The sequence below is a fragment of the Paenibacillus gansuensis genome (assembly GCF_042684925.1).
Taxonomy (GTDB): Bacteria; Bacillota; Bacilli; order Paenibacillales; family DY6; genus Paenibacillus_N; species Paenibacillus_N gansuensis.
On sequence record NZ_JBHUME010000008.1, the window covers coordinates 337,072 to 359,113 of the forward strand.

17 protein-coding genes are annotated in these 22,042 nt (G+C 52.8%); 6 read left to right on the forward strand and 11 right to left on the reverse strand.

The window, feature by feature from the left end:
- Nucleotides 1–38 precede the first annotated feature (38 nt).
- Together ACFSUF_RS13770 and ACFSUF_RS13775 are read right to left on the reverse strand one after the other, a co-directional pair.
- Nucleotides 39–2,858, reverse strand: a complete 2,820-nt coding sequence (locus ACFSUF_RS13770) for a beta-galactosidase (RefSeq protein ID WP_377603486.1) — start codon at nt 2,856–2,858, stop codon at nt 39–41.
- A gap of 288 nt (nt 2,859–3,146) precedes the next feature.
- Nucleotides 3,147–3,407, reverse strand: coding sequence for a hypothetical protein (locus tag ACFSUF_RS13775; RefSeq protein ID WP_377603487.1), 261 nt, complete (start codon nt 3,405–3,407; stop codon nt 3,147–3,149).
- Between the two features lie 279 nt (nt 3,408–3,686).
- On the opposite strand from ACFSUF_RS13775, the gene ACFSUF_RS13780 reads away from it, so the two are divergent.
- From ACFSUF_RS13780 to ACFSUF_RS13805, 6 genes are read left to right on the forward strand one after another with little or no spacing between them, the layout of a single operon-like run.
- The gene (locus ACFSUF_RS13780) at nt 3,687–5,060 is read left to right on the forward strand and encodes a YheC/YheD family endospore coat-associated protein (protein ID WP_377603488.1); all 1,374 of its coding nucleotides are present in this window, start codon (nt 3,687–3,689) and stop codon (nt 5,058–5,060) included.
- Nucleotides 5,061–5,064: 4 nt separating this feature from the next.
- Nucleotides 5,065–6,180 (forward strand): YheC/YheD family endospore coat-associated protein, encoded by a 1,116-nt coding sequence (locus ACFSUF_RS13785; RefSeq protein ID WP_377603489.1) that lies wholly within the window; start codon nt 5,065–5,067, stop codon nt 6,178–6,180.
- Between the two features lie 2 nt (nt 6,181–6,182).
- Nucleotides 6,183–7,556 carry a YheC/YheD family endospore coat-associated protein gene (locus ACFSUF_RS13790; RefSeq protein ID WP_377603490.1) on the forward strand — a complete coding sequence of 458 codons (1,374 nt, stop codon included), beginning with the start codon at nt 6,183–6,185 and terminating at the stop codon, nt 7,554–7,556.
- Between the two features lie 3 nt (nt 7,557–7,559).
- Nucleotides 7,560–8,687 (forward strand): YheC/YheD family endospore coat-associated protein, encoded by a 1,128-nt coding sequence (locus tag ACFSUF_RS13795; RefSeq protein ID WP_377603491.1) that lies wholly within the window; start codon nt 7,560–7,562, stop codon nt 8,685–8,687.
- A gap of 1 nt (nt 8,688) precedes the next feature.
- Nucleotides 8,689–9,150 (forward strand): hypothetical protein, encoded by a 462-nt coding sequence (locus ACFSUF_RS13800; RefSeq protein ID WP_377603492.1) that lies wholly within the window; start codon nt 8,689–8,691, stop codon nt 9,148–9,150.
- A 5-nt stretch (nt 9,151–9,155) separates the two neighbouring features.
- Nucleotides 9,156–10,286 carry a YheC/YheD family endospore coat-associated protein gene (locus ACFSUF_RS13805; RefSeq protein ID WP_377603493.1) on the forward strand — a complete coding sequence of 377 codons (1,131 nt, stop codon included), beginning with the start codon at nt 9,156–9,158 and terminating at the stop codon, nt 10,284–10,286.
- A gap of 291 nt (nt 10,287–10,577) precedes the next feature.
- Here the strand turns inward: ACFSUF_RS13805 and ACFSUF_RS13810 are convergent, their stop codons facing one another.
- The 9 genes from ACFSUF_RS13810 to ACFSUF_RS13850 all read right to left on the reverse strand — a co-directional run bounded on the left by ACFSUF_RS13810 (nt 10,578) and on the right by ACFSUF_RS13850 (nt 21,969).
- Nucleotides 10,578–11,990, reverse strand: coding sequence for an ADP-ribosylglycohydrolase family protein (locus tag ACFSUF_RS13810; protein WP_377603896.1), 1,413 nt, complete (start codon nt 11,988–11,990; stop codon nt 10,578–10,580).
- A 110-nt stretch (nt 11,991–12,100) separates the two neighbouring features.
- The gene (locus tag ACFSUF_RS13815; protein WP_377603494.1) at nt 12,101–12,946 is read right to left on the reverse strand and encodes an AraC family transcriptional regulator; all 846 of its coding nucleotides are present in this window, start codon (nt 12,944–12,946) and stop codon (nt 12,101–12,103) included.
- A gap of 101 nt (nt 12,947–13,047) precedes the next feature.
- Entirely contained in the window at nt 13,048–14,343 is a 1,296-nt protein-coding gene (locus tag ACFSUF_RS13820; RefSeq protein ID WP_377603898.1) for a hemolysin family protein, read from the reverse strand.
- A gap of 53 nt (nt 14,344–14,396) precedes the next feature.
- Nucleotides 14,397–15,530: a radical SAM/CxCxxxxC motif protein YfkAB gene (gene yfkAB / locus ACFSUF_RS13825; RefSeq protein WP_377603495.1), complete on the reverse strand. Its 1,134-nt coding sequence runs from the start codon at nt 15,528–15,530 to the stop codon at nt 14,397–14,399.
- An 84-nt stretch (nt 15,531–15,614) separates the two neighbouring features.
- Nucleotides 15,615–17,519, reverse strand: a complete 1,905-nt coding sequence (locus ACFSUF_RS13830; protein WP_377603496.1) for an ABC transporter ATP-binding protein — start codon at nt 17,517–17,519, stop codon at nt 15,615–15,617.
- A complete protein-coding gene (locus ACFSUF_RS13835; protein WP_377603497.1) occupies nt 17,497–19,245 on the reverse strand; it encodes an ABC transporter ATP-binding protein in 1,749 nt (582 codons plus the stop codon). Before ACFSUF_RS13835 ends, ACFSUF_RS13830 begins: the two co-directional genes overlap by 23 nt.
- Nucleotides 19,246–19,492: 247 nt before the next feature.
- Nucleotides 19,493–19,945 (reverse strand): hypothetical protein, encoded by a 453-nt coding sequence (locus ACFSUF_RS13840; protein WP_377603498.1) that lies wholly within the window; start codon nt 19,943–19,945, stop codon nt 19,493–19,495.
- 603 nt (nt 19,946–20,548) lie between these two features.
- Nucleotides 20,549–20,791 carry a KGG domain-containing protein gene (locus tag ACFSUF_RS13845; protein ID WP_377603499.1) on the reverse strand — a complete coding sequence of 81 codons (243 nt, stop codon included), beginning with the start codon at nt 20,789–20,791 and terminating at the stop codon, nt 20,549–20,551.
- Between the two features lie 83 nt (nt 20,792–20,874).
- The gene (locus tag ACFSUF_RS13850) at nt 20,875–21,969 is read right to left on the reverse strand and encodes an HD-GYP domain-containing protein (protein WP_377603500.1); all 1,095 of its coding nucleotides are present in this window, start codon (nt 21,967–21,969) and stop codon (nt 20,875–20,877) included.
- Nucleotides 21,970–22,042 lie beyond the last annotated feature (73 nt).

Genomic DNA, 22,042 nt, shown 5'->3' on the forward strand with positions numbered 1-22,042 from the left:
CCGCCGACGTTTGCAGGTGTGCTTCCATGGCGATCCTCCTATACCGGTATAAATTCTAATGCTTCCAGGGAAGCCGGGCGCCCGGTGTCGACCGCTTCCAGCAGCAGAGACAGCTGAACCTCCCCTTGCCTTACCCAGCAGCCGGGCACATAGAACGAATGGGGATCTCCTCCTGCAAAAACGGGCCTGGACTCGCTGTCTTCTGTCCACAGCCTGCCGACAATGCGGTCATGAACGAATACGGTCAACTTCATTCCATGCCCTTTCACCCGTACCCGCCAGCCTTTCCCCCCGTCGTCCGGAACAGCAAGGTCTTTTCCGTAAAGCCATGCGGTTCCTCCCTGTGCCAGACCGATGGGAAAGGAAGCCGGATGCGAGTGGGGAAACGCTGCGGCTGCATGCTCATGAAGCTGAGATTCCCCCGATGCAGAAAACAACCAGTCCTCAGCCTTGCTGCCTTCGTAGAGCTGCACGCTCCCAGCTTTTAGCCCAAGAAAGCGTTCCATACAAAGCGTGATTATGGATTCCCGGCCGGGCTGCAGGTAAGCCGACACATTGAGCGTCGGATCAAACGGATGTACAGTTCCTGCCTCTGCACCATCGATAAACACATGGACGATGGTCTCGATTCCATTCAGGTGAAGGATCCAGGAATCAGCCTCGGGCGAGGGCAGGAATTGACGGCGGAAATAATCCAGGCTCCGCGGTTCGGACGTCATCCAGCCTCCAAAACCAGTCATCGTCCAAGCCCGGTCATCGAGCTCAGGGGAAGCCAAAGCCGGATCCGGCATGCCCGGAGGAGAACGGAACAGCCGCCAATTTGCGCCCAATTGGTGAATCCGGGTAACGGCGGTCAGCCCTGCGATCCCTTTCTTTGCGTTTAAGTGAAGCGACGGCAGTCTCGGATCGTCAAAGTTTGTATGGCCCCATTGTTCAACCCGCAGGGTCCATTGCTGCCGCATCGGATGCAATGCAGGGTCAGGGATATACACCGTTTGTCCTCCAGGGGTCAAGGTTCCGAGGTAACGATCGCCGGCATACACCGAAATGGCGTCGCTCCCGCGCTCTACAAGCAGGCCCATCCGTCCTCCCGGCGTTCGTACTTCAGTGGCCGCCTGATACCAGGCGTAGCCCTTGGACACCCCCAATGTTTCCAGAGCTGCGGCTTCCGCCAGTGGGTCGGGTGCCGCCGCGGTAATAGGTATTCCTAGGGGGATCTGTTGAAGCGACCACTTTACTCCTGTCTGCACGGGATCGGAGCTGTATTCGTGAGGGGTGAGCATCCGGATCGTTCCATCCGGGCCTATTCCATCCGACAATAAAGCTTTGCTCCGCGGAATGAGGATCAGCTCCACCGCCTGACCCGTATGCAAGGGAATTCTGCACTTTGACTCCCCTTCACCGGATGAGGAGATGGTGAACAACGTCCCGTCCCTTACGATTTGGAGAACTCCCTTCGCTTCCTGACTTTCTTCGGATGCCTGTTCCAGCCGGATTTGTATGCATGCCGATCCCTCGGCGGCAAATACCATATACGTTGTCTTATCAATATGCTGTATCTCTTCCAGTTCGGCCGTGGAAGAAACGAGTGTCCCCTGCAGATTCCATCGGCTTAGCGGCACCTGTTCCGGAAGCGCCGCGGACCGGCCGGGCGGAAGTGTACATATCCCGCTGAAGTCCGGCGCTTTTGGATCTTGGGCCGGATCTGCTTGGGCTGTTATGTCAACGACTTGCATCTCATCGGTAAGGTTGGTGTAGAATAGCAGCCTTCCTCCTCCGGACAGGCGAAGCGCTTGCCGGGCAACACCGGTTTCGCTTCCGCAACCCGCAACATCCTCCGGCACAGCTTCGGCCAACGCCCGCCCGTAAGTCCGGATCATACGGGACAACAGCCTCGCCTCGTACGCCTCTTTTCTTAGATGCCCTTCCGGCGAAATCATGCCCCCGAAATCATAATCTGAGGTAAGGAACGACAGCGGGTTCCCCCAATTGTTAGCTGCATTCGAAAAGCCGAAATTCGTTCCGGAAGCCTGCAGGTATGGGCCGAGTAATTTAGCTCCGCAGGACAGAAGGCGTCTAAGCAGGTAATGGGAACGGTTCGTTTCCGTAACCATTAGAGGCAGGTCTTGTTCAGCAAGGATGGCCCGGTACGCCAGCACTTTCTCTTCAAAGGCAGGGTCCCGGTCATGCGGATAAAAGTTAAAGGCAGGCACGATCCCTTCCGCGTTTCCTGTCGCCTGTTCTTTTCCGCCTTGCCCGGCGCAGGCGATCAGCGGAACGGTAAGTCCTTGGGCCAGCGCCATATCGCGGAGGGAGGAAAGATACCCGTGAGGATTGCGGCACCCGTAAAAATCCAGTTCGTTCTCCAGCTGTACGCAAAGTACTGTGCCGGCAGCTCCCAGCTGCCGCGAGCTCAGGATTGGCAGGATCCTGTCGAACCATTTAGCGACATAGCTCAAGTACACCGGTTCCTGATCCCTGAGGCGAATGCCCTCCTTGTTCAGCAGATAGGAAGGAAGCGCACCGCCGTCCCATTCCGAGCAGATGTACGGACCCGGGCGGGCGACGACCCATAACCCGGCTTCAGCGGCGAGATCCAGGAAGTGACCGGCATCTTTTTCTCCGGAAAAGTTCCACAGTCCCTCTTCCTCTTCGTGGTAGTTCCACGGGAAGTAGACATCGATACAGTTGTATCCGCAGAATTTAATCTGCTCCAATCGTTCTTTCCAATAGGCTCTGGGAATGCGGAAATAAAACAGGCTGGCACATAAAATGATTTCAGGGGACCCTTTCACGCTCAAAAGGTTGGATGCAAGTTGAACCGGGGATGCAGTTTCACTGCTGCTGTTGTTGGCCATGTTACCTCTCCTCCATCTTTCGTCTTGGACTGAAATCGGTTTCACAATTTCTTTCAATGACAGTAGAACAAGTTGGATTTACAGAGATATAAATTTATGAAACCCATTTCATAAATGGCTAAAAAAAGAAACAGCGGAGCTGCTGGAATCGAATGTAGATTCATCTTATGCCCAAATGATAGCGCTGTCAATTGAAAAAATCTTTGAAATTTCGACAATTACCTTAGTGAAAACTTATACTTTCTGAAATCAAAAATGCCCGGCCGATGAGGCCGGGCTTTCGATGTTTCAGCTAATATACTGCCTCAGCACACGCGCCCTCTCGGCACGGCGGATGCGCTTGATTTTGGCCAGTTCCTTGCGTTTTTCTTCATCGACGCCCAGCAAAAAATGCAGCTGCGCAGCTATGATCAACAGCGCAAAGCAGATCCATATGCAGCTGAACAGCGTAGGCAGCGTCAGCCCGTATCCATTTTCCAGCCTGGGAATCGCGTAGATCAATAGTCCTAATGCAAGGCCCAGGTACAGAACCGGTTTCATCCCTTTCATCCCGCTCCACTCCTTCTAAATTAGACAAGTATACTCCAGTTTATGTGCAGACAAGCGAAATTATGAGACAAGTTGCGGTATCCTTCCAAAAATAGGCTTGACTCAAACCATGGTGTTCATTTCCTTTTATAAACAGGCTGATTTCCTGTCAGGGAAGGGTTTCCCGCGGCTTTTCGCCTTGTGTTTTCGCGGATTGTGCTGCTGCCTTTACAAGCACCACTGGATATATGTCCTCATATGATGATGTATTGAAAGTCAATGCTGGGAAGGAGTACACAAATGCAAAGCTCCAAAGTTACGGTTCAGGTGCTTGGCTCCAGCATTCAGGACGATTTGGTCATATGGATTGGCGATAAGCTGATGAAACAGCATAAATTGCCTGCCCATCAGCCGGTTACGCTTAAATTCGGCGCATGGAAGCAGCAAGCCAGAGTCGTACCCGTACCGAAAGGGGACGGCGTCCGGATTCAGCCGGACCTGGCAAGGCGAATGGGGCTGAAGGCAGGGACTCAGCTGCGGATACAGTACAAAGCAACAAGCCACACCCTTATTTTAGGGCCGGTCATTGCTGTGCTCGTTAGCAGGTCTTATCCCCAGTTTCAGGACCGCCCTTTCGGCGCCATCACTGCGTTCTGTAAAGAACTGACGGACGCGTGCCGGAGCCAGGGGGCTTTCGTTTATTTTTTCACTCCGAATGAACTGGGTTCCCAATCTTCTACCATACAGGGATGGAGTTATGCCGATCACTGGTTTAAAGCCGAATTTCCTGCGCCCGACGTGCTGCACAACCGCCTGACGACCCGAAAGCTGGAGAATAAGCCGAGCGTTCAACATTTCATGAAAGAAGTAAAAACCCGTTACCGGACCAGTGTATTTAATGAGAAATTCCTCAATAAAACAGAGGTATTCCAAGCGCTCCAGCAAGAGCAGAACTTGCAGAGATACCTTCCGGAATCCTATCTGTTCAAAAATTACGCGATGCTCAAAAGCATGTGCAGCAAGCATCCGGTTGTATTCCTGAAACCGATTCGCGGAAGCCTCGGCAAAGGGATCATACGCATCACCAGAATGAGCGACAATTCATACCAATGCCATTTCACCAATGTCAACGGAGCCCGCAAGCAGAATTTCCCGAAATTGCTGAACCTGTTCACCGCGATCTCCGGCAAAATGAAGGCCAACCGCTATCAGATCCAGCAAGGCCTTCAGCTGATGGAAGTAGCCAAGAGGCCGGTGGATTTCCGCGCGCTGGTCCAGAAAAATCTGGAGGGCCAGTGGGAACTGACTTCCATTGTTGCGCGAATAGCGGGAAACCAGCACTTTGTATCAAACCTGGCAAGGGGCGGTACGCTCAGCAGCGTGAAAGAAGCCGTGGCCAAATCCAATCTGAGCGCGCAAGCCCGAAATGACCTGTCAGGCAAAATGAAACGTGCGGCGCTGGATATTGCTGCAGGGATCGAATCGCAGATTCCCGCTCATTTTGGAGAGCTGGGCATCGATTTGGCCGTCGACTCCTATGGAAGAGTGTGGCTGCTTGAAGTGAATTCCAAACCGTCCAAGAACGACAACACGCAAATGGACGATACCAAAATCCGGCCGTCCGTCAGGCGTATGGTGCAATACGCCCGCTTCCTGTCCGGGTTTGTGAGGTGACGCTATGTCTGCTAACCAGCTTACACGATATGTCGGCATTATGATATGCGAAACCGGGGGTCCGCTCCCGTTCCCCGAACGCGGATATTTCAAGGAATGGTGCCTGCTCGGGGAGCAAATGGGCATGACCGTATTTGTATTTTCACCGCAATGGGTACGCTTCGAGTCCAAACGGGTGGCCGGCTATACCTACACCCGAGGGTCCGGCTGGGCAAAGCGGCTGTTTCCGCTTCCCGAGGTGCTTTACGACCGCTGTTATTACAGCTCGAAACCAAAATATGACGCATATGCCCCATCTATTCGTAAACTTCGTTCCCTGAAAGATATTCGATTTATGGGCTACGGCTTAAAGGGCAAATGGGATGTGCAGCAGGCGCTCGCGGGGAACGAGCTGCTGCAGCAGCATCTTCCCTATACGGAGGTGCTCCAGTATGGAGAAACGCTGCTCCCCTTTCTTCAGGAAAGAGGCGAAGCCTTTCTGAAACCTCATGCAGGCAGCCACGGGAAAGGGACGATGCATATCGCCCAGACGGCTCCGGGCTATTTCGAAGTCAGCGGCAGAAACGAAGAAAACCAGCTGTTCCGGTACGGATTCTCAGATGAAACCAAACTGCTGCGCTGGGTGCTTCGCTTCGCCGGATCAAGGCGTTACCTGATCCAGGAGTACTTGGATTTGAATACAAGGGAAGGCCATCCGTTCGATATCCGTTCCTTAGTTCAAAAAGACGGACGCGGAATGTGGCGGATGACCGGCACAGCAGTCCGTGTAGGCAAGCGCGGCGGTGTGACATCGAATCTTCACGGCGGAGGCAGCGCGGAGGAAACGGCACCTTTTCTAACCGGACAATTCGGCGAGGAGCAGGCGAAGGATTTGATGGAAACCATCGGGCGGCTGTCCTCCCTCATTCCTGAAACGCTGGAACATTATCATGGCCGGCTGGCTGAATTAGGCATTGATTTGGGGATTGATGCCGAAGGCCGCGTCTGGATTCTCGAAGTCAACTCCAAACCCGGGCGGGCAGTCTTCAAAAACTTTGCAGACCCTAAGCCGCGAAGCAATTCCGTGAGGCATCCCATACAATACGCGCGTTATTTACTGGATCGGCAACTAGGAGGGTAACAATGAGTATAACAAACTGCAAGCTTCACTTCACGCAGCAAGGAGACAAATCGATCTACATGTCAGGCGCGCTGCTGAAACAGCTGAACCTGAACGGGAAAAAGGCGGTATCCTTCCGGCTGGGCAAAGATAAGATCCACGCCACCATCCGGGCCATCAAAAGAACCGGCAATCATTTGTATGTCCCCGCTTCGATACGGAATTCCATCCGGGTGCCCAAGAGCGGAAATATTATGGTGGTCGGCTCTGCTGACGAAGTCCAGATCGGGCCCCTCATCGGTGTGCTGACTGACGGCTCCGGCCGCTCCAACGGCCTGCCGTTCGGCGGACGGACCGGCTTTATTAAGGAACTGTTGAGGGTCGGTAAAGATAAAGCTTATTTTTTTGCTTTTACCCCACGGGACATCGATTGGCAAAAGGATACCGTGACCGGCTATTTTCTCAATGATAACGGCGGGTTTGACCGCAAGACGGTCCCGCTTCCCGATGTCGTATATAACCGCCTTCCCAGCAGAACTTCAGAAGGCACGGGCTCTATGGAGAATTTCAAAGAGCGGTTTCTCAAACGGAAGATCCCTTTCTTTAACTGGAGCTTCTTCAGCAAGTGGGAAGTATACAATATGTTAAAGGATGATCTAGACGCCTACAAACATGTGCCGGAATCGTTCCTCAACCCGACGCCGGAACGGATTAAAGAGCAGCTGGAAAAACACTCTTTCGTATATCTCAAACCTACCGGGGGGTCGCTTGGACGGGGTATTTTCCGCCTCACATACCATACCAAAAAAGGATATTTCGTACGGTTCAGGAGAAACGGCGCCAATGTCCTGCTGAGGTTCACCAATTTCAACTCGCTGATGCGAATGCTTCAGTCCGGAACACGCAGCCGCATGAGAAATTATGTGCTGCAGCAAGGGATCCGCCTCATCGAGATTGACTCCTGCCCGATCGATTTCCGGTTCCATCTTCATAAGAACGGAAAGAACCAGTGGGTAGTGGCAGGCATCGGCGCGAAAAAGGCGGGGAAAGGCAGCGTCACGACCCATGTGAAGAACGGCGGACAGCTGATGACCCCGGAACAGGCTCTCGGACGCGTGTTCGGGTCCCGTTCCGGAGATGTGCTGGAAGCCGCCAAGAAGGTATCCATCAAGATGGCTGAGGCTATTGAAAATAACTATCGGCACGTGATCGGCGAACTGGGTCTGGATATCGGTATCGACAAAGATGAGAACATTTGGATGTTTGAAGCGAATGCCAAACCCGGCCGCTCCATCTTCAAGCATCCGGTGCTCCGCAGCGAAGGTAAGCAGTCGCTTGTTTATATTTTCGAACATTGCATGTATTTGAGCAAGTTCCGCACCAGAAAGGATGGTTAATGTATGGAGGTCCATCTGCATGAGGCCCACCGGCCCATCGTAGCCATTCTAACCGTAGACGACGACACCCAGCATTTCCGCGGCAACCGCAGCAATTTCATCGATCTGATCAAGACGGGGAAAGAACTCGGCTTCCTCGTCTATGTAACGACTTGCAAAGAACTGCAGCTGAACAACAAACGAGTGGTCGGCTACACCTACTCTTCCGAAAGCCGGAGCTGGACACAGCAGCTCCTCCCTCTTCCGAACGTGGTGTATAACCGGATTCCCACCCGCAAGGATGAGATGCTGCCGGAATGCCAGCGGGCCATTGAAAGCTGTATGAAACATCCGGCCATCCGGTTGTTTAACCCATACTTTTTCAATAAATGGACTCTGTTTGAATGGCTCAAAAAATCCAGAAGCACCCGCAAGTATATCCCTACGACCCGTAAGCTGACTACAGCTGCGGAGCTGGCAAAGCTGCTGAAGCTTCATCCGATGCTTTACCTGAAACCGGAACGGGGCAAAGCCGGCGCGGGCATCATGCGGGCAGCTCAAGTGCCGCAGAAAGAATATCCTTACCGGCTGACCATTCAGGACAACAAGGGAAGCCACACCTTAAAGTTCGCGACTTTGGCTAAGCTGTGGACCAAAATCACGAAGACGGCCGCAAGCGAGGAATATATTGTCCAGCAGGGCATTACGCTTGCCAGCATGAACCAGCGTCCATTCGACCTTCGGCTGCTCGTTCAGAAAAACTATAAAGGCCAGTGGGATGTAACAGGTGTAGGAGCCAGAGTAGCCGGCTTGTTCAGCATAACGACCCATGTCCCCCGGGGAGGGTCCATTGAAGATCCGGAGAAAGTGCTGATCTCCTCTTTCGGATCCGATCATGCCAAGAAAATCCTTGTCAAAGCGAGGCATGCCGCTCATCTGATCGCCCGTCAGCTCGAGAAAGGTTCGGGACATCTGCTGGGGGAAATGTCGATGGATATGGGTGTGGACGACAAAGGGGGCGTCTGGTTTTTCGAAGCCAATTCCAAGCCTATGAAATTCGATGAACCGCATATCCGCAAAAAGTCGCTGGAACGCATATTCCAATACAGCATGCATCTTTCTAAGCAGCGGTCCAAACCGGGAGGCCTGTAACGTGGAAATCCGGGCCGTTTCCTCAGAACAATACGCCAGGTGTAAAACAAAGATCCTCCGCTTCGCACAGCGCTGCGGGGAAGGACGGATCACATCCGCGGCACTGCGGGCGGCGCAGGAATCGGATGCGGACTTGGAGCGGGGCAGCCAGCTTCTGCTGATGATGGACGGAAGGAAAGCAGCCGGACTCAGTCTGCTGCTCGATTACGGAAGGACCGCCTCCTTTTTCGTCGTCCATCCCGATTACCGAGGCAAAGAAATCACCGTTCAGCTGATTAGACGCCACATCCAGGATGTAGGAGCGTATTCCTGCACGGTGGCCGTCACCAATACGCCAAGCTTGAAACAATGTTTCCGGGCAGGGCTGACAGCGGTGGACCTGTTCACAGGGCCGACGGGTAAACCCACCCTTCTGTTCATCAGCCCGTCCTATGAGTCCATTCTATCCGCTAAAAGTAGGTGAACACATTGCCCCAACCCGTATTAGGCATTATGACATTATATTTGAACGATCGGAAGCATATCGAGGAACGTGCCATTTTTCAGCGGATGATTGCATCGGGCAAGGAACTTGGGTTAGCCTGCTTTGTTTTTACTCCGGAGGATGTCGATGCTTCCCGCAAGTTGATCAAAGCCCAGTTCTATGACCCGAATTCAGGCCGATGGACGCGGAAATGGACCCAGTTTCCCACGATGATCTTCGACCGGTGCCGTTACCAGCCCAATAAACGGTTCAAACAGCTGCAACGGTTCAGAAGGAACTATCCGAAGCTGCTGTATCTGAACCGGCCGATCGCTAACAAGTGGATGATGCATCAGCTTTTCACCGAAAATCCGCGGATAAAGCCTCACCTGCCGGAAACCAGGCTATGTATGAAGGTAAGCGATGTGACGGATTTCTTGAAACGTTATAACCTCGTATATTTGAAGCCTAAGAACGGTACCGGCGGCAGAGGAATTTTACGCATCGAAAAAGTGACGGCAGGCCAGTACTTGATTCAAGGACGGGATCATTCCCGCCGGATTATCAAGCCGCAGCGTGTCACGCCGGGCCAAATCGCCATGCGGCTCGGCAGCTGGGGGCTGGCGGGGAATTATCTGATTCAACAGGGCATCCAGTTGAAATTGCAGGACGGCCGCGTCCATGACTATAGGCTGCTCATCCAGAAGAACAGGCAAGGACAATGGGAAGTGACCGGCTGTGCGGGGCGAATCGGGGCGTATCGCAGCATTACGTCCAATCTTCATGGCGGCGGCAGAGCCGTGAAGATGAACGAACTGCTGAAGCAGTGGTTCGATTCGGATGACCAGATCGAGTCCGTCAAAAAAACAGCCGACCAGCTGGCGCTTGAGACGGCCTCCTTCGTGGAGGAAAAGTACGGAAGGTTATGCGAGCTGGCGCTGGATATCGCCATCGATAAAAGCGGTCACGTCTGGATGCTCGAAATCAACCCCAAGCCTGCAAGGGAAGTATTCCGCCGCATCGGCGAGCAGGATACGTACACGAAAGCCATATCGCGGCCGTTGGAGTACGCGCTTTGGCTTTATAAACAAAGAAAGCCGGCTGGAACCTCGGGCTCGAATTCAAAAAGGAAATAGCCGCCTCAAGGCAATACCTCCACCCCAGCGGGGTGGGGGTATTTATGCTTCCAGGATAGCGGTTTAACCTTGCTTGGTCACGTTGGCGGGTACCGCCGACTGCAACGGGACTTTTGGCCGCTGCCGGGCGGCACGGGGGACATAGCAAAGAAAAAACCTGCAGAACAAGTCTGCAGGCCATCAAGGAATTTATATATCATTAAAAGGGGGGTTGTTATTACTATACCCAGCTTATATTAATAGAACATGAAGGGAATATTACAGTTTCATTACAGAGGCGTTAGATCGGATTTACTTGCCGGCAACGCCCGCTGCCGAAGCCGCTTCCTCCCGGATTTTAAGGAACACCTGATAGCTGCGCTCCGCACAGGCGGAGATGGCAATCGGGTCAAAGCCGACCAGATCGGCATAAAGCGTATCGTGAAGCGGATCGATCCAGCTCGACGGCAGCGCCTTAGCCCCTAACACGGCACCGAGAATGGAACCGACCGTCGCGCCGTTGCAGTCGGTGTCCCAGCCTCCTAAGACGGCTGTTGTAATCCCTCTCTCGTAATCGCCTTGGGCATAGATCAAAGCCGCCGCCACAAGCGCGGCATTATTGTTGGTATGAACGGGGTCGTAGTGCTTGAAAGCTTCCCAAATCCGGCTGACGAGGTCCAGCTGGTCCTTAGCGGAATGTGCAATTTCCAATGCTTGCGCGATATCCGCCGCCAAACGGGACGTAGCCGGAATCTCACTTAAGCCGGCGGCAATGATCCGCTCAGGATCGGATTCGGTGAAACTGGCGGCTATCATCGCGGCAACGAACATCTCACCGTATATTCCGTTCTTCACATGCGAGAAAGAGGCGTCCCTCCAGGCCAGTTCAGCCGCCAGCTCCGGATGGCCGGCCGCACCGTAGGCGAAGCCGTCCGCCCTGATTTGGGCCCCGATCCATTCGCGGTATGGATTAAGATAAGAACGGACCCACTCTATGCGCTTCTCCCAATCTTCCGGTTTGGCACCTTTCAAATGAGAGGTGACCTGAGTGAAGTTTAAATACGCTTGCGTTTCCGCGGTGCACACCTGCCCGTAAGTTAACCTCTGATGCCAGAGCTTACCAATGTCCCATGAATCCCAGTCCAGGCCCTTCTCTTCCAGCATCACCAGGCCCAATACCGTATACCTTACATCGTCGTCGCTTTCCATGAAGGCAATGTGCTCCCTGGTACTCTTCCAACACCAGTTGCCGCCAATCTTCAGCCCTTCCTGCTCTGCTCTGGAGTGCTTCGGAGTATATCCTTTGATCGGCCAGGCATCCGCTCCTTCAAACCAGCGCTGCACGTTTTTCCATCCCGGAGAATTCTCCGTTCCCCCCATCACAGCCGGGACTTCCAGAGGCTTACCCAGCGCACATCCCGCAAGCCTGCCCAGCCAGGCGCCGTAAAACTTGTCCCGCCATTGCTCTTCCGTCAGGTCCGACTCATAACGGCGAACCCCGGAAGGGCGAAGTGCGCGAATTTCTTCAAGCCCTGAAGGTTCTTGAAAAGGAAAATCAGCAGCAGTCTCCAAAGTCTGCAGCTCCTCATATACACTCATTAATGCAGCCTTATCTGTTCCAGCCGCTGCCCATTTTTCTTCAAAGCCTGTCACGTCGCAGCCTTCCTCGCGTCGCTGAATCATTTCAAATCGGATTAAATCTTGTAATTGATCCCAACCTGCCATCATTACACGCTCCTTTTATATAGTGGAACCTTCTACTATCTAGTCCTAAAGATAGCGGAAGGCATGGCGGCGTGTCTTCTTGTTTTAACATCATGTATTCTTAAAAAGGGCTATTGTCTCTTTTGACCCATACGGTATTCAAGGGGGGACTGTCCGACAAGAGTGTGGAAGGCACGGTAAAAAGGGGCGGAACTGTCATAGCCGCAGGCAAGATAAATCTCCGTTACGGATAACTCGGTTTGAGTAAGAAGCCGTTTCGCTTCTTGAATCCGTACAAACGCGAGATACGATTTAAACCCTTTACCTACGGTCTCCTTAAACAAGTGCCGCGTCCGGGAAGGACTGAGCGCGGCAGCCGCGGCCAAATCGGAAAGACCGATCGGTTCGCTGAACCTGGCATGGATACAATCCAGTGCAGGCCGAATCCGTTCCAGCCCCCGGATCAGGCTAAGGCGTTCTTCTTTAGGCCGTCCACGTTCTTCAAGACGGTACAGCAATGACATCAGTTCCAGCATCGAACCGCGCAGAAGAGAGCCGTAGGCCGGTTTTTTCCATTGGTACTCAGACAGCAGCCCCGAAAACTTATCTCTAAGTACGTCTCCTGGAAAACAAGCCTGCAAATGTTGTTCCGCCTTAACATCTCCTTGGCCTGAAAAGGCATGCAGCAGCAACCGGTCTTCTGAAGGCAGCAATTCCGCACTGAAGTAAATAAAGATAAAACTGCAGGTTGCTTCGGATTCCGAATGAGCGATATGAGGGGTGAACGGCGGGAACCAGACCAGATCGCCTGCTTTCACCCCGACGGTATGCTCCCCGATATGAAAGAGCGCCTCTCCTTGGATGCAATAGCCGATTTCGTAAAACGAATGCCAGTGCTGCTCCCCCCGGCTGGACGGAAGTCCGTATTGAAATATATGCATGGGGACGTCTGCCTCGAATGAAAATAGTTCCTGCATGCAATCCGCTCCTTCCTCGTCTGTACCCATAGTAAAGCAGTTTTACGCCAAAAAAAAGCCTTCCCTCCCGTTTCCGGGAAGAAAAGCTTCCTGCATGTTGATTATGGCTGAGCGGGTTTACGGTCTTTCAAGTAAATATGGACCCGCTGCACGCGGAGACGGTCCAGCTCGGCAATCTCGAACACATAGTTGTCCACTTCCACCTTGCTGCCCTGCTCCACATTGCCTTCCAGCTCTTTGAACATCCAGCCGCCGATGGAATCGACTTCGTCATCCTCCATATGCAGTCCGAACATGTCGTTTACTTCTTCAAGCAGAGTTCTGCCTTCCACCGAGGTAATATGGTCCAACACTTCTACGCTCGGCCGCAGGCCGTCGTCGAATTCATCATGGATTTCACCGACAATTTCTTCGAGGATGTCTTCGGCCGTCAAAATGCCCGCCGTGCCTCCGTATTCATCAATGACGATGGCCATCTGTGAGGAGGTTCGCTGCATTTTTTTCAATACTTGGCTGATTTCCATCGATTCCGGCACTCCAAGGACAGGCCTTACGAATAGACTCAAATCCGGATCAGCGCCCAAATCCGCTGTCAGCATATCGGTAATATGCACGAAGCCGATGATTTCATCTTTATCTTCAGCCGCTACAGGATACCTCGTATGCTTTGTTTCAAACACGATTTTAAGATTTTCCGCGAAGGAATCCGCAGTATACAGGCAGTCTATGTCCGTACGCGGCACCATGACTTCGCGCGCCAAACGCTCGCTGAATTCAAAGATGTTGTCGACCAGCCTCATTTCATCCTTGTCGATATGACCGCTCTTCGCGCTTTGGGTAACGAGAATCCGTATTTCCTCTTCCGTATGGGCCGCTTCGTGCTCGCTTGCAGGCGCCACTCCGAGCAGTCGAAGGAGCCGGGCAGCAGCGCCGTTCAAAAGCCAGATCGCAGGTTTAAATATGTTATAAAACATCATTAGCGGCCACGAAAGCCAGATAGAAGTCATTTCCGATTTCTGGATCGCGAGCGACTTAGGCGCCAATTCGCCGACCACGATATGCAGGAAAGTGATCACCAGAAACGCCAAGGCAAACGCGATCGTATGCACAACGGAGCTATGGACATCCAGGCCGAACTGATAAAAGATAGGCTCAATGATGAGATCCTTGATCGCCGGTTCCCCTACCCAGCCCAGCCCCAGTGACGCCAGGGTAATCCCCAGCTGCGTGGCGGAAAGATAAGCATCCAGCTTCTTATTCACAGCTAAAGCGTATTTAGCCCGCTTGTTCCCCTCATTGACAAGCTGAGTCAGCCGGGACTGCCTCACTTTCACAAGCGCAAATTCCGCGGCAACAAAAAAGCCGTTCAACAGAACCAGAAAAATTACTAATCCCATGTTTAGGGCGATCTCGCCCCAATGAAAAGTTTCCAAGCAGCATGACCCCTAACTTAAGCTAGAATCGCTTTTCTCGTCTTGAAATCCACCGATTTGTAATATGCGTCCGCAACCAGAAGGTTCGGTCCGCAGCAACCCGCGGCAGGGCAGTGGCAATCTACAGACTGTCCGGCCGGATGTTGAAGCCACCGCCCGAAGATACTGTCAAAGCTCTCTTCCTTAACATTCCCAAAAGAAGGAATATCAGCGAAATCCGTCACAAAAACTTCTCCTGTGAACAAACTTACATTCAGCCGGTTGCGTCCGTCCGGGTCGTTGCGGACCGTTACATTCGGCGCTTGTTTTAACTTATTAAGCAAATTCAGGTCCTCTTGAAACGAATTGCATGCAAAAAAGGGCAGCGTGCCGAAAAGCATCCACAGTTCCGGATCCCGTTCGTCCAGCAGCCTGTCTACCGCTCCCCGGATCTGGTCCAATGTCAGCAGAGGCAGCCCCGCTGCAAAAGAACTTGGATACATCGGGTGAACCTCATGGCGCCTGCAGCCCATTTCGGCGATCAAGCGATGAATTTGGCCCAGTTTATCATGGGTACGGTAATTGATCATAGATTCCGCCGAAACGAACATCCCTTCGCGGCTTAACCGGGCGGTATTCTCGATCATGCGCTCGTACAGCTTCGCCGCAGCAGAAAGCTTCACTTCGTGTCCTGCATTAGCAAAACCTACCTCATGAAAATCCTCGGCTCCAAGGTAGTTAAATGAAATATGCATGACGTCCAGATAGGGCAGCATAGCCTCATAACGGGAATAATCGAGGGTGACGTTCGAATTAAGCTGAGACTTGATACCGCGGTCTTTGGCATATTTGAGGAGAGGCACCAGGTACTGCTCCACTGTTTTTTTGTCATAAGACGGCTCTCCGCCTGTAATACTGATTGTTTCCAAATGCTCTACTTCATCCAGCTTCTCCAGAATGAATTTCAGCGGAAGTTTCGGTCCCTCCGTCATCGTTAGGGAGTCGCCGACCGCACAATGCTCGCAGCGCATATTGCAAAGATTGGTGATCGTCATCTCTACGCTGGTCAACACATGCCTGCCGTATTTCTGCAGAGACCGGATGGGGTCCCACGGGTCATTGGCAGGGGAAAGCGGGCTGGTTTTTATGGGGAAAATCACTTTGTCTGTCATAATCTGAAATACTCCTGACTTATACCGGAATCGGTGAAACGTTACCTGTTATTGTATCGCTCCCCGGCGCAGGACACAAGTTCCTTACTGTGGAAAGGACACCTGGCCGGTTTGGTTCATTTCGTAGTACAGTCCCTTCAACTCCATCAGCTCATCATGGGTTCCGCGCTCGGCAATGGTTCCTTGTTCCATGACGATGATCGTATCCGCATGACGGATCGTGTTCAGGCGGTGCGCAATGATGAAGCTCGTTCTTCCTTTCATCACTTTGGCGAGCGCCTTTTGAATATGCAGCTCCGTCCGTGTATCGATACTGCTGGTCGCTTCGTCCAGAATCAGGATGGAAGGATCAGCCAGAAACACCCTGGCGATCGCAAGGAGCTGCCGTTCTCCTTGGCTTAGATTGCCTCCGTTCTCCGTCAGAACGGTATCATACCCTTGAGGAAGCCTGCGGATGAAGCCGTCGGCATGCGCCAGGCGGGCGGCGTCCGCGACTTCCGTATCCGAAGCCGAAGGCCTGCCGTATTTAATATTTTCCTTTATCGTCCCGGAAAATAAATAGGTGTCCTGAAGCACGATGCCGAATGCTTCGCGAAGGCTTTGGCGGGTATACTCCCGTAAGTCCTTCCCCTCGAGAAGGACTCTGCCTTCAGTGGGATCATAAAAGCGTGTCAGCAGGTTCACCAGCGTCGTTTTCCCGGCTCCCGTCCGGCCGATCAATGCCGTACTGCTGCCGGGCGCCGCCGTGAAGCTGATCTGTTTCAGGATGGGTTCCTCCGGACGGTAGCCGAAAGATACATTTTCGAATTGGATCCAGCCTTCCGCATAATGCAGTTTCTTCGCCCGAGGCTGATCTTGCCTCTCTTCCTCCGCTTCCAGCAGCTCGAACGCCCGCTCCGCACCGGCAACTCCGGACAAGAGCACGTTATATAGGTTCGCCAAGTCGTTCAGTGGCCGGACAAACTGTCTGGAATAACTGAGAAAGCTTGCGATGACGCCTACGGTCAGGTGCCCTTTCACGGCAAGAATGCCCCCCGCGAACGCCACCGCCGTAAAACCAATATTGTTGATGACACTCATAAGAGGCATTAGAAATCCGGACCAGAGCTGGGCCCGCAAACCTGTCTCATAGAGCTTGCCGTTGACTTCCCTGAAGGAAGCCAGCATCCTTTCCTGCCTGTTGTACGCACGCACTGCTTCCATGCCGGAAATGGACTCTTCCACCTGTCCGTTCAGTCGGCCCAGATGCTCCTGCTGCGCTTTAAACAGTACCGATGTTCTGCGGGTAACGGTACGGGCCAGCAGAAAAACAAGCGGAACCGTTATCATGCTCGCCAACGTAAGCGCAGGACTGAGTACCAGCATCATTACAAAAGATCCCGCAATGGCGATCGCGCCCGACATGAATTGGGTCACCGTTTGGGATAACGTGCTGTTCACGTTATCGATATCGTTGGACAGCCGGCTCATCAATTCTCCCTGCTGCCGGGCATCGAAAAACCGGAGAGGCAGCCGCTGGAGCTTCGCAAACATGTCTTCCCTCAGGCTGGCGATAATCCGTCCTGAAATGCCCGCCATCAGCCGCCCTTGGAACAATGTAAGTACTGCATCTCCGGCATAGGCAGCGGTTAAACCGATGAGCGCCGCCTTGAGCAGGCTCATGTTCACACTGCCGCCGTGTTCCCCGTTCGCAGCGGCCATGCTGTCGACAGCGCGGCCGATCAGATACGGTCCTGCCAAGGAGAGTGCAGCACTGCATGCGATCAGGAGGAACACGCCCGCCAACTTTCGGCGTTCCCTGCCCACGAAGGTCCACATTTTGCGTAACGTTGCTTTCATGTTCTTCGGCTTGGCAGCCTGACCGGGCCCTCCGTGCCCTCGGCCGGCCCCCGGACGGCCCGGCATCATCGGCATTGCCGGCGGTTCTTCCTTTGCGGATCCGGTGCCCGCGGCACGGGGGGCTTGTTCAGCTTCCGTTGACGAAAGCATAGTTCCCCTCCTCTCCGTATTGCGAACGATAGATCTCCCGGTAAATCGCGGATTCCCGCATCAGCTGCATGTGGCTGCCTGCTGCCGCAATCCGGCCATCTTCCATCACAATAATCTGATCCGCATCCACAACGGAGCTGATCCGCTGGGCGATCAGGAGTATGGTCGTCTTTTGGCTTACTTTTCGCAGCGATGCCTTTATTTTCGCTTCTGTTGAGACGTCTACGGCACTAGTGCAATCATCCAGCAAGAGAATATCCGGCTGTTTTACCAGTGCCCGGGCAAGGGAAATCCGCTGTTTTTGTCCCCCTGACAGATTAACACCGCGTTGTCCTACCCTAGCTTCATAGCCTTCCGGAAAGGAAGAAATGAACTCATGAGCCTCAGCAAGCTTTGCCGCCTCTATGATTTCCTCCAATGTCGCTTCCTCTTTGCCCCAACGGATATTTTCAGCAATCGAACCCGTGAACAGGAGCGGCTTCTGCGGCACCAACGCAACATGTTCCCGCAAAGATTCCGGATTCCATTTCTCCACATCCATCCCGTCCACCCGGATTACGCCGGAATCCGGCCTATAAAATCCGGGTATGAGATGAACCAGCGTACTTTTTCCCGATCCTGTGGAGCCGATAATGCCTGTCGTTTCGCCGGGCTTGCACAGCATCGTGATTCCTTTCAATACCGGCGTACCTGAATCCGTCCCGTATGAGAACGACACATCGCAAAACTCAATCGAGCCTCTATGCTCCTGTTCCCCCGCCTTCTCCGTCCCGCCTTGGTCCCCTTGCTCAGCTTCCAGTACTTCGCCGATCCGGAGAGCCGATGCCTGGGCCCTGACAAACATCATGAACACAAACGAGATCATCATCAGCGAGAACAGGATTTGCGTCATATAATTGACGAAAGCGATGATATGCCCCACATCCGTCTGCCCCGTGTCCACCTTGAATCCTCCAAGCCATAGGATGCCGACAATACCCAAATTCACGGTAAGCATCATTGCCGGGTTAAACAGCGACATCGTCCGCATGACGGCAGTCGATTCATGACGATACGCATCGTTGACGGCGTCAAACTTTCCTTCCTCATAAACGTTGCGGTTAAACGCCTTAACCACCCTTACACCGGACAGATACTCCCGCAGCACCAGATTGACTTTATCCATTGCTTTTTGCACCAAAGTAAACCTGCGGAAACCGATCTTCATATTAAAATAAACCAGAAGCCCCACCACCGGCACCACAGCCATGGGAACCACCGCCAGCTGAGGGTTCAAACGTATCGCCAAAATCAGGCTTCCGATACACAGCAAAGGGGCTTTGACGAAGATGCGCATGAGCCCGTTCACAAAATTCTGTACTTGTGTCACGTCCTGTGTTAGCCTGGTCATCAGCGAAGCCCGCTCAAAACGGTTCAGGCTGGGAAAAGAAAGGCCCTGAATTTTGGCATAAAGATCATACCGCAGTTCCGATCCGAACCGCTGGGATACCCGGCCTGAGATGACGTTCCTCCCTGCAGCGCCTATCGCTCCGATTCCGGTAATCAACAGCATCAATCCGCCCCATTTCATGACCACGTCCATCCGGTTGTGAGCCACCCCCTGATCGATCATCACCGCCATCAGCGTCGGCATCATCAATTCGGACAGCGCTTCCACAGTAAGAAGCAGTACGGCCAGCAGAAACGGTCTTATGTTCCTGCGTATATAAGGTACGAGAAATCGCATCCAACCTCTCCTTTACGTTGCTTATTAACCCTCTGATGAAAAGTTACCTAGGGCGGCACATAGGTAGAATAACTCGTTTAGTGTGTAGAGATGAAGCTGGTAAAGGGTAACTGACAGGATAAACAGGATAAACAGGTGAAAATGGGTACAAGAACACTGAAACGGGGTACTGGGTCAGCCAATCAGGTACAAATTAAAACAGATACAAAAAAACCGGCCCACAGCCGGCTACAATGATTCTATTAGATTACGCCGTTTGTTGGCGCAAATTCTCGCGGTACATGTAAAGAGACTCATCGATCATCGCCTCCATCAGCTGCGGGTCTACCTCGGGAACGAGCATACGGGCAAACGCCCATGCGTTCTTTTCAATTTGTAAGGCCAGCGCCAGACGTATCCGCACATCGGAAGCAGAATCCATCCGGTCGGACAACTCCGCAAGCTCCGGGTCTTCCGCATGGCCCAGTTCATGTGCGCAGACTACAGCGGCGAGTGCAGGCAAATTCTCCAAACTCCCGAACAGGCGGCGGCATTGCTCTTCCAAAGAAGAAAGATACAGGGTTACCGTATGGGAGCCCATCTGGTACTTGCCTCCCACCAGGCGCTGCTGTGGAAATTCAGTTTCCACCCTCATTTGTACCGAACTTCCCGACCGGCTGCGCAATACCTCAGCCAGCATCTGCAATTCATGTAAGTTCAACGAAGCATTACTCCTTCATCCAATTTCGGCTGCTAAGGAGTATTATAACGGATCATGTTTCAAAAATACACATCTTCCCTATATACCCATGTGAAGGAAAATTGAAACTTTACTTTGGGCGCTGCAAACATTACTAGGTTCGTGTAACGGTACTTTTGGGCGCTGCAGACATTACTCAGTTCGTGCAACGGTACTTTTGGGCGCTGCAGACATTACTCAGTTCGTGCAACGGTACTTTTGGGCGTTGCAGGCATTACTAGGTTCGTGTAACGGTACTTTGGGGCGCTGCAGGCATTACTAGGTTCGTGTAACGGTACTTTTGGGCGCTGCAGGCATTACTCGTTTCGTGTAACGGTACTTTTGGGCGCTGCAGGCATTACTAGGTTCGTGTAACGGTACTTTTGGGCGCTACAGGCATTACTAGGTTCGTGTAACGGTTCTTTTGGGCGCTGCAGACATTACTAGGCTCGTCAGAGCAACCTGTTTGGGCTGATTGCGTTCTTTCGCTAGGTGTCCGTGAGGTGCGCCCGCGGCAAGAGTGTCCTTCCATGAAGAAAACCCCCGGTTTCCCGGAGGTTTTCTTCATTTTGCGTATTTATAAGACTATTCACGTTGGCGGGCGCGTGCCTCGCCGCCTTTGCGGCCTGCTTCCTCGCGGCTCATCTTGCCGTCACCGCCGCTGCTGCTTCCGCCGTTACCGCCGCCGTTGTTATCGCGGGACTCCCCGCCTTTGCGGCCAATCTCCTGATAAAACTCTTTGTCATGATTTTTGGCTGTAGCTTCTCCACCCATGCGACCTGCTTCTTCTCTGCTCATTTTGCCGTTGTCCTGGTTATTTCTAGCCATGTCAATCACTCCTTAGAATTAGGTATCATGGTGCACAGTAATTACATACCCTTGTCCAGGATCGAACTAACATTAGAAATAACTTATACTGACAAATCATTCACTTGCGTCACGACCAGATTCAACTGTTTCGACAAATCCACTTCATACAGATCCTTCAAGTCATTCCCTTCACTGTCCTGCAAAATCCGGATAACGGGGCGTTGGGGGTGGGACGTATTGACGTCGACGACAATTCCTTTATGGCCGGAGCTTAAAGTGACCGAGACGCCCAGCGGGTACAAGGCAATTTTATTGCGGAATGTCTCCAGCATCTTCAAATCATACAAACTGCCCGCTCCGGCATATAGCTGTTCCATCGCCTGATGAGGCAGCATGGCCTTACGGTACACACGGTGGGAGGTCATTGCGTCATAAGTATCCACAAGCCCGATCCATCGTGCGAACTCGTGGATTTCCTCTCCCTTCAAGCCGCGGGGATAACCGGTCCCATCGAGCCGTTCATGATGCTGAAAGGCGCAGTGCGCCGAAAGCAGCGGGATGTTGGGTTCGTCCTTTAGCAGCCGGAAGCCGTGTTCCGTATGGGTTTTCATAACTTCAAACTCCGCTTCGGTGAGCTTATTAGGTTTCAACAGTATATCAAGAGGAATCTTGGTCTTGCCTACATCATGAAGCAGTGCACCAAGACCAATGGTCGTCAGATCATCTTCACTATAACCGCAGGCGATTCCGAGCATCACCGAGTAAATGCATACGTTGAGCGAATGCTCGTACAAATACAGATCCGTGACGCTCATATTCGTAAGCATGATCATCGCATCCTCATGGCTGCTAAGATCATCGATTAATGTGGACAAGACGCTTTTGAACTGCTTGCCGATAAACAGCTGTGTCATGCCCCGGCGGCGGCCGGTGTCTTCCATCATCCGTTTAAAGTTGGTCCGCAGTTCCGACATAACCGCCCTGCGTGTGTCGTCCCGGATCAGATCGGGGACGATCAGGTCATCGGTCCGGGGATCGGCGACGTAAACGAAGCTTACCCCCATCGCTTGCAGCCTGCGGATCAGCTGTTCGGTCAGTTCTACCTGCTCCCTTAGCAGGACTAACCCTTCTTCGTTGTAAATCTTTTTACCTAGGCGCATGCCCGGCATGCATCGGTGTATCGGAATCAGTCTCATGCGGGATTCTCCATCCAAAAGGTAATCTTCAACTTCAACTTTCCTTTAATGTAAAGGAAATCGGTCAAAAACA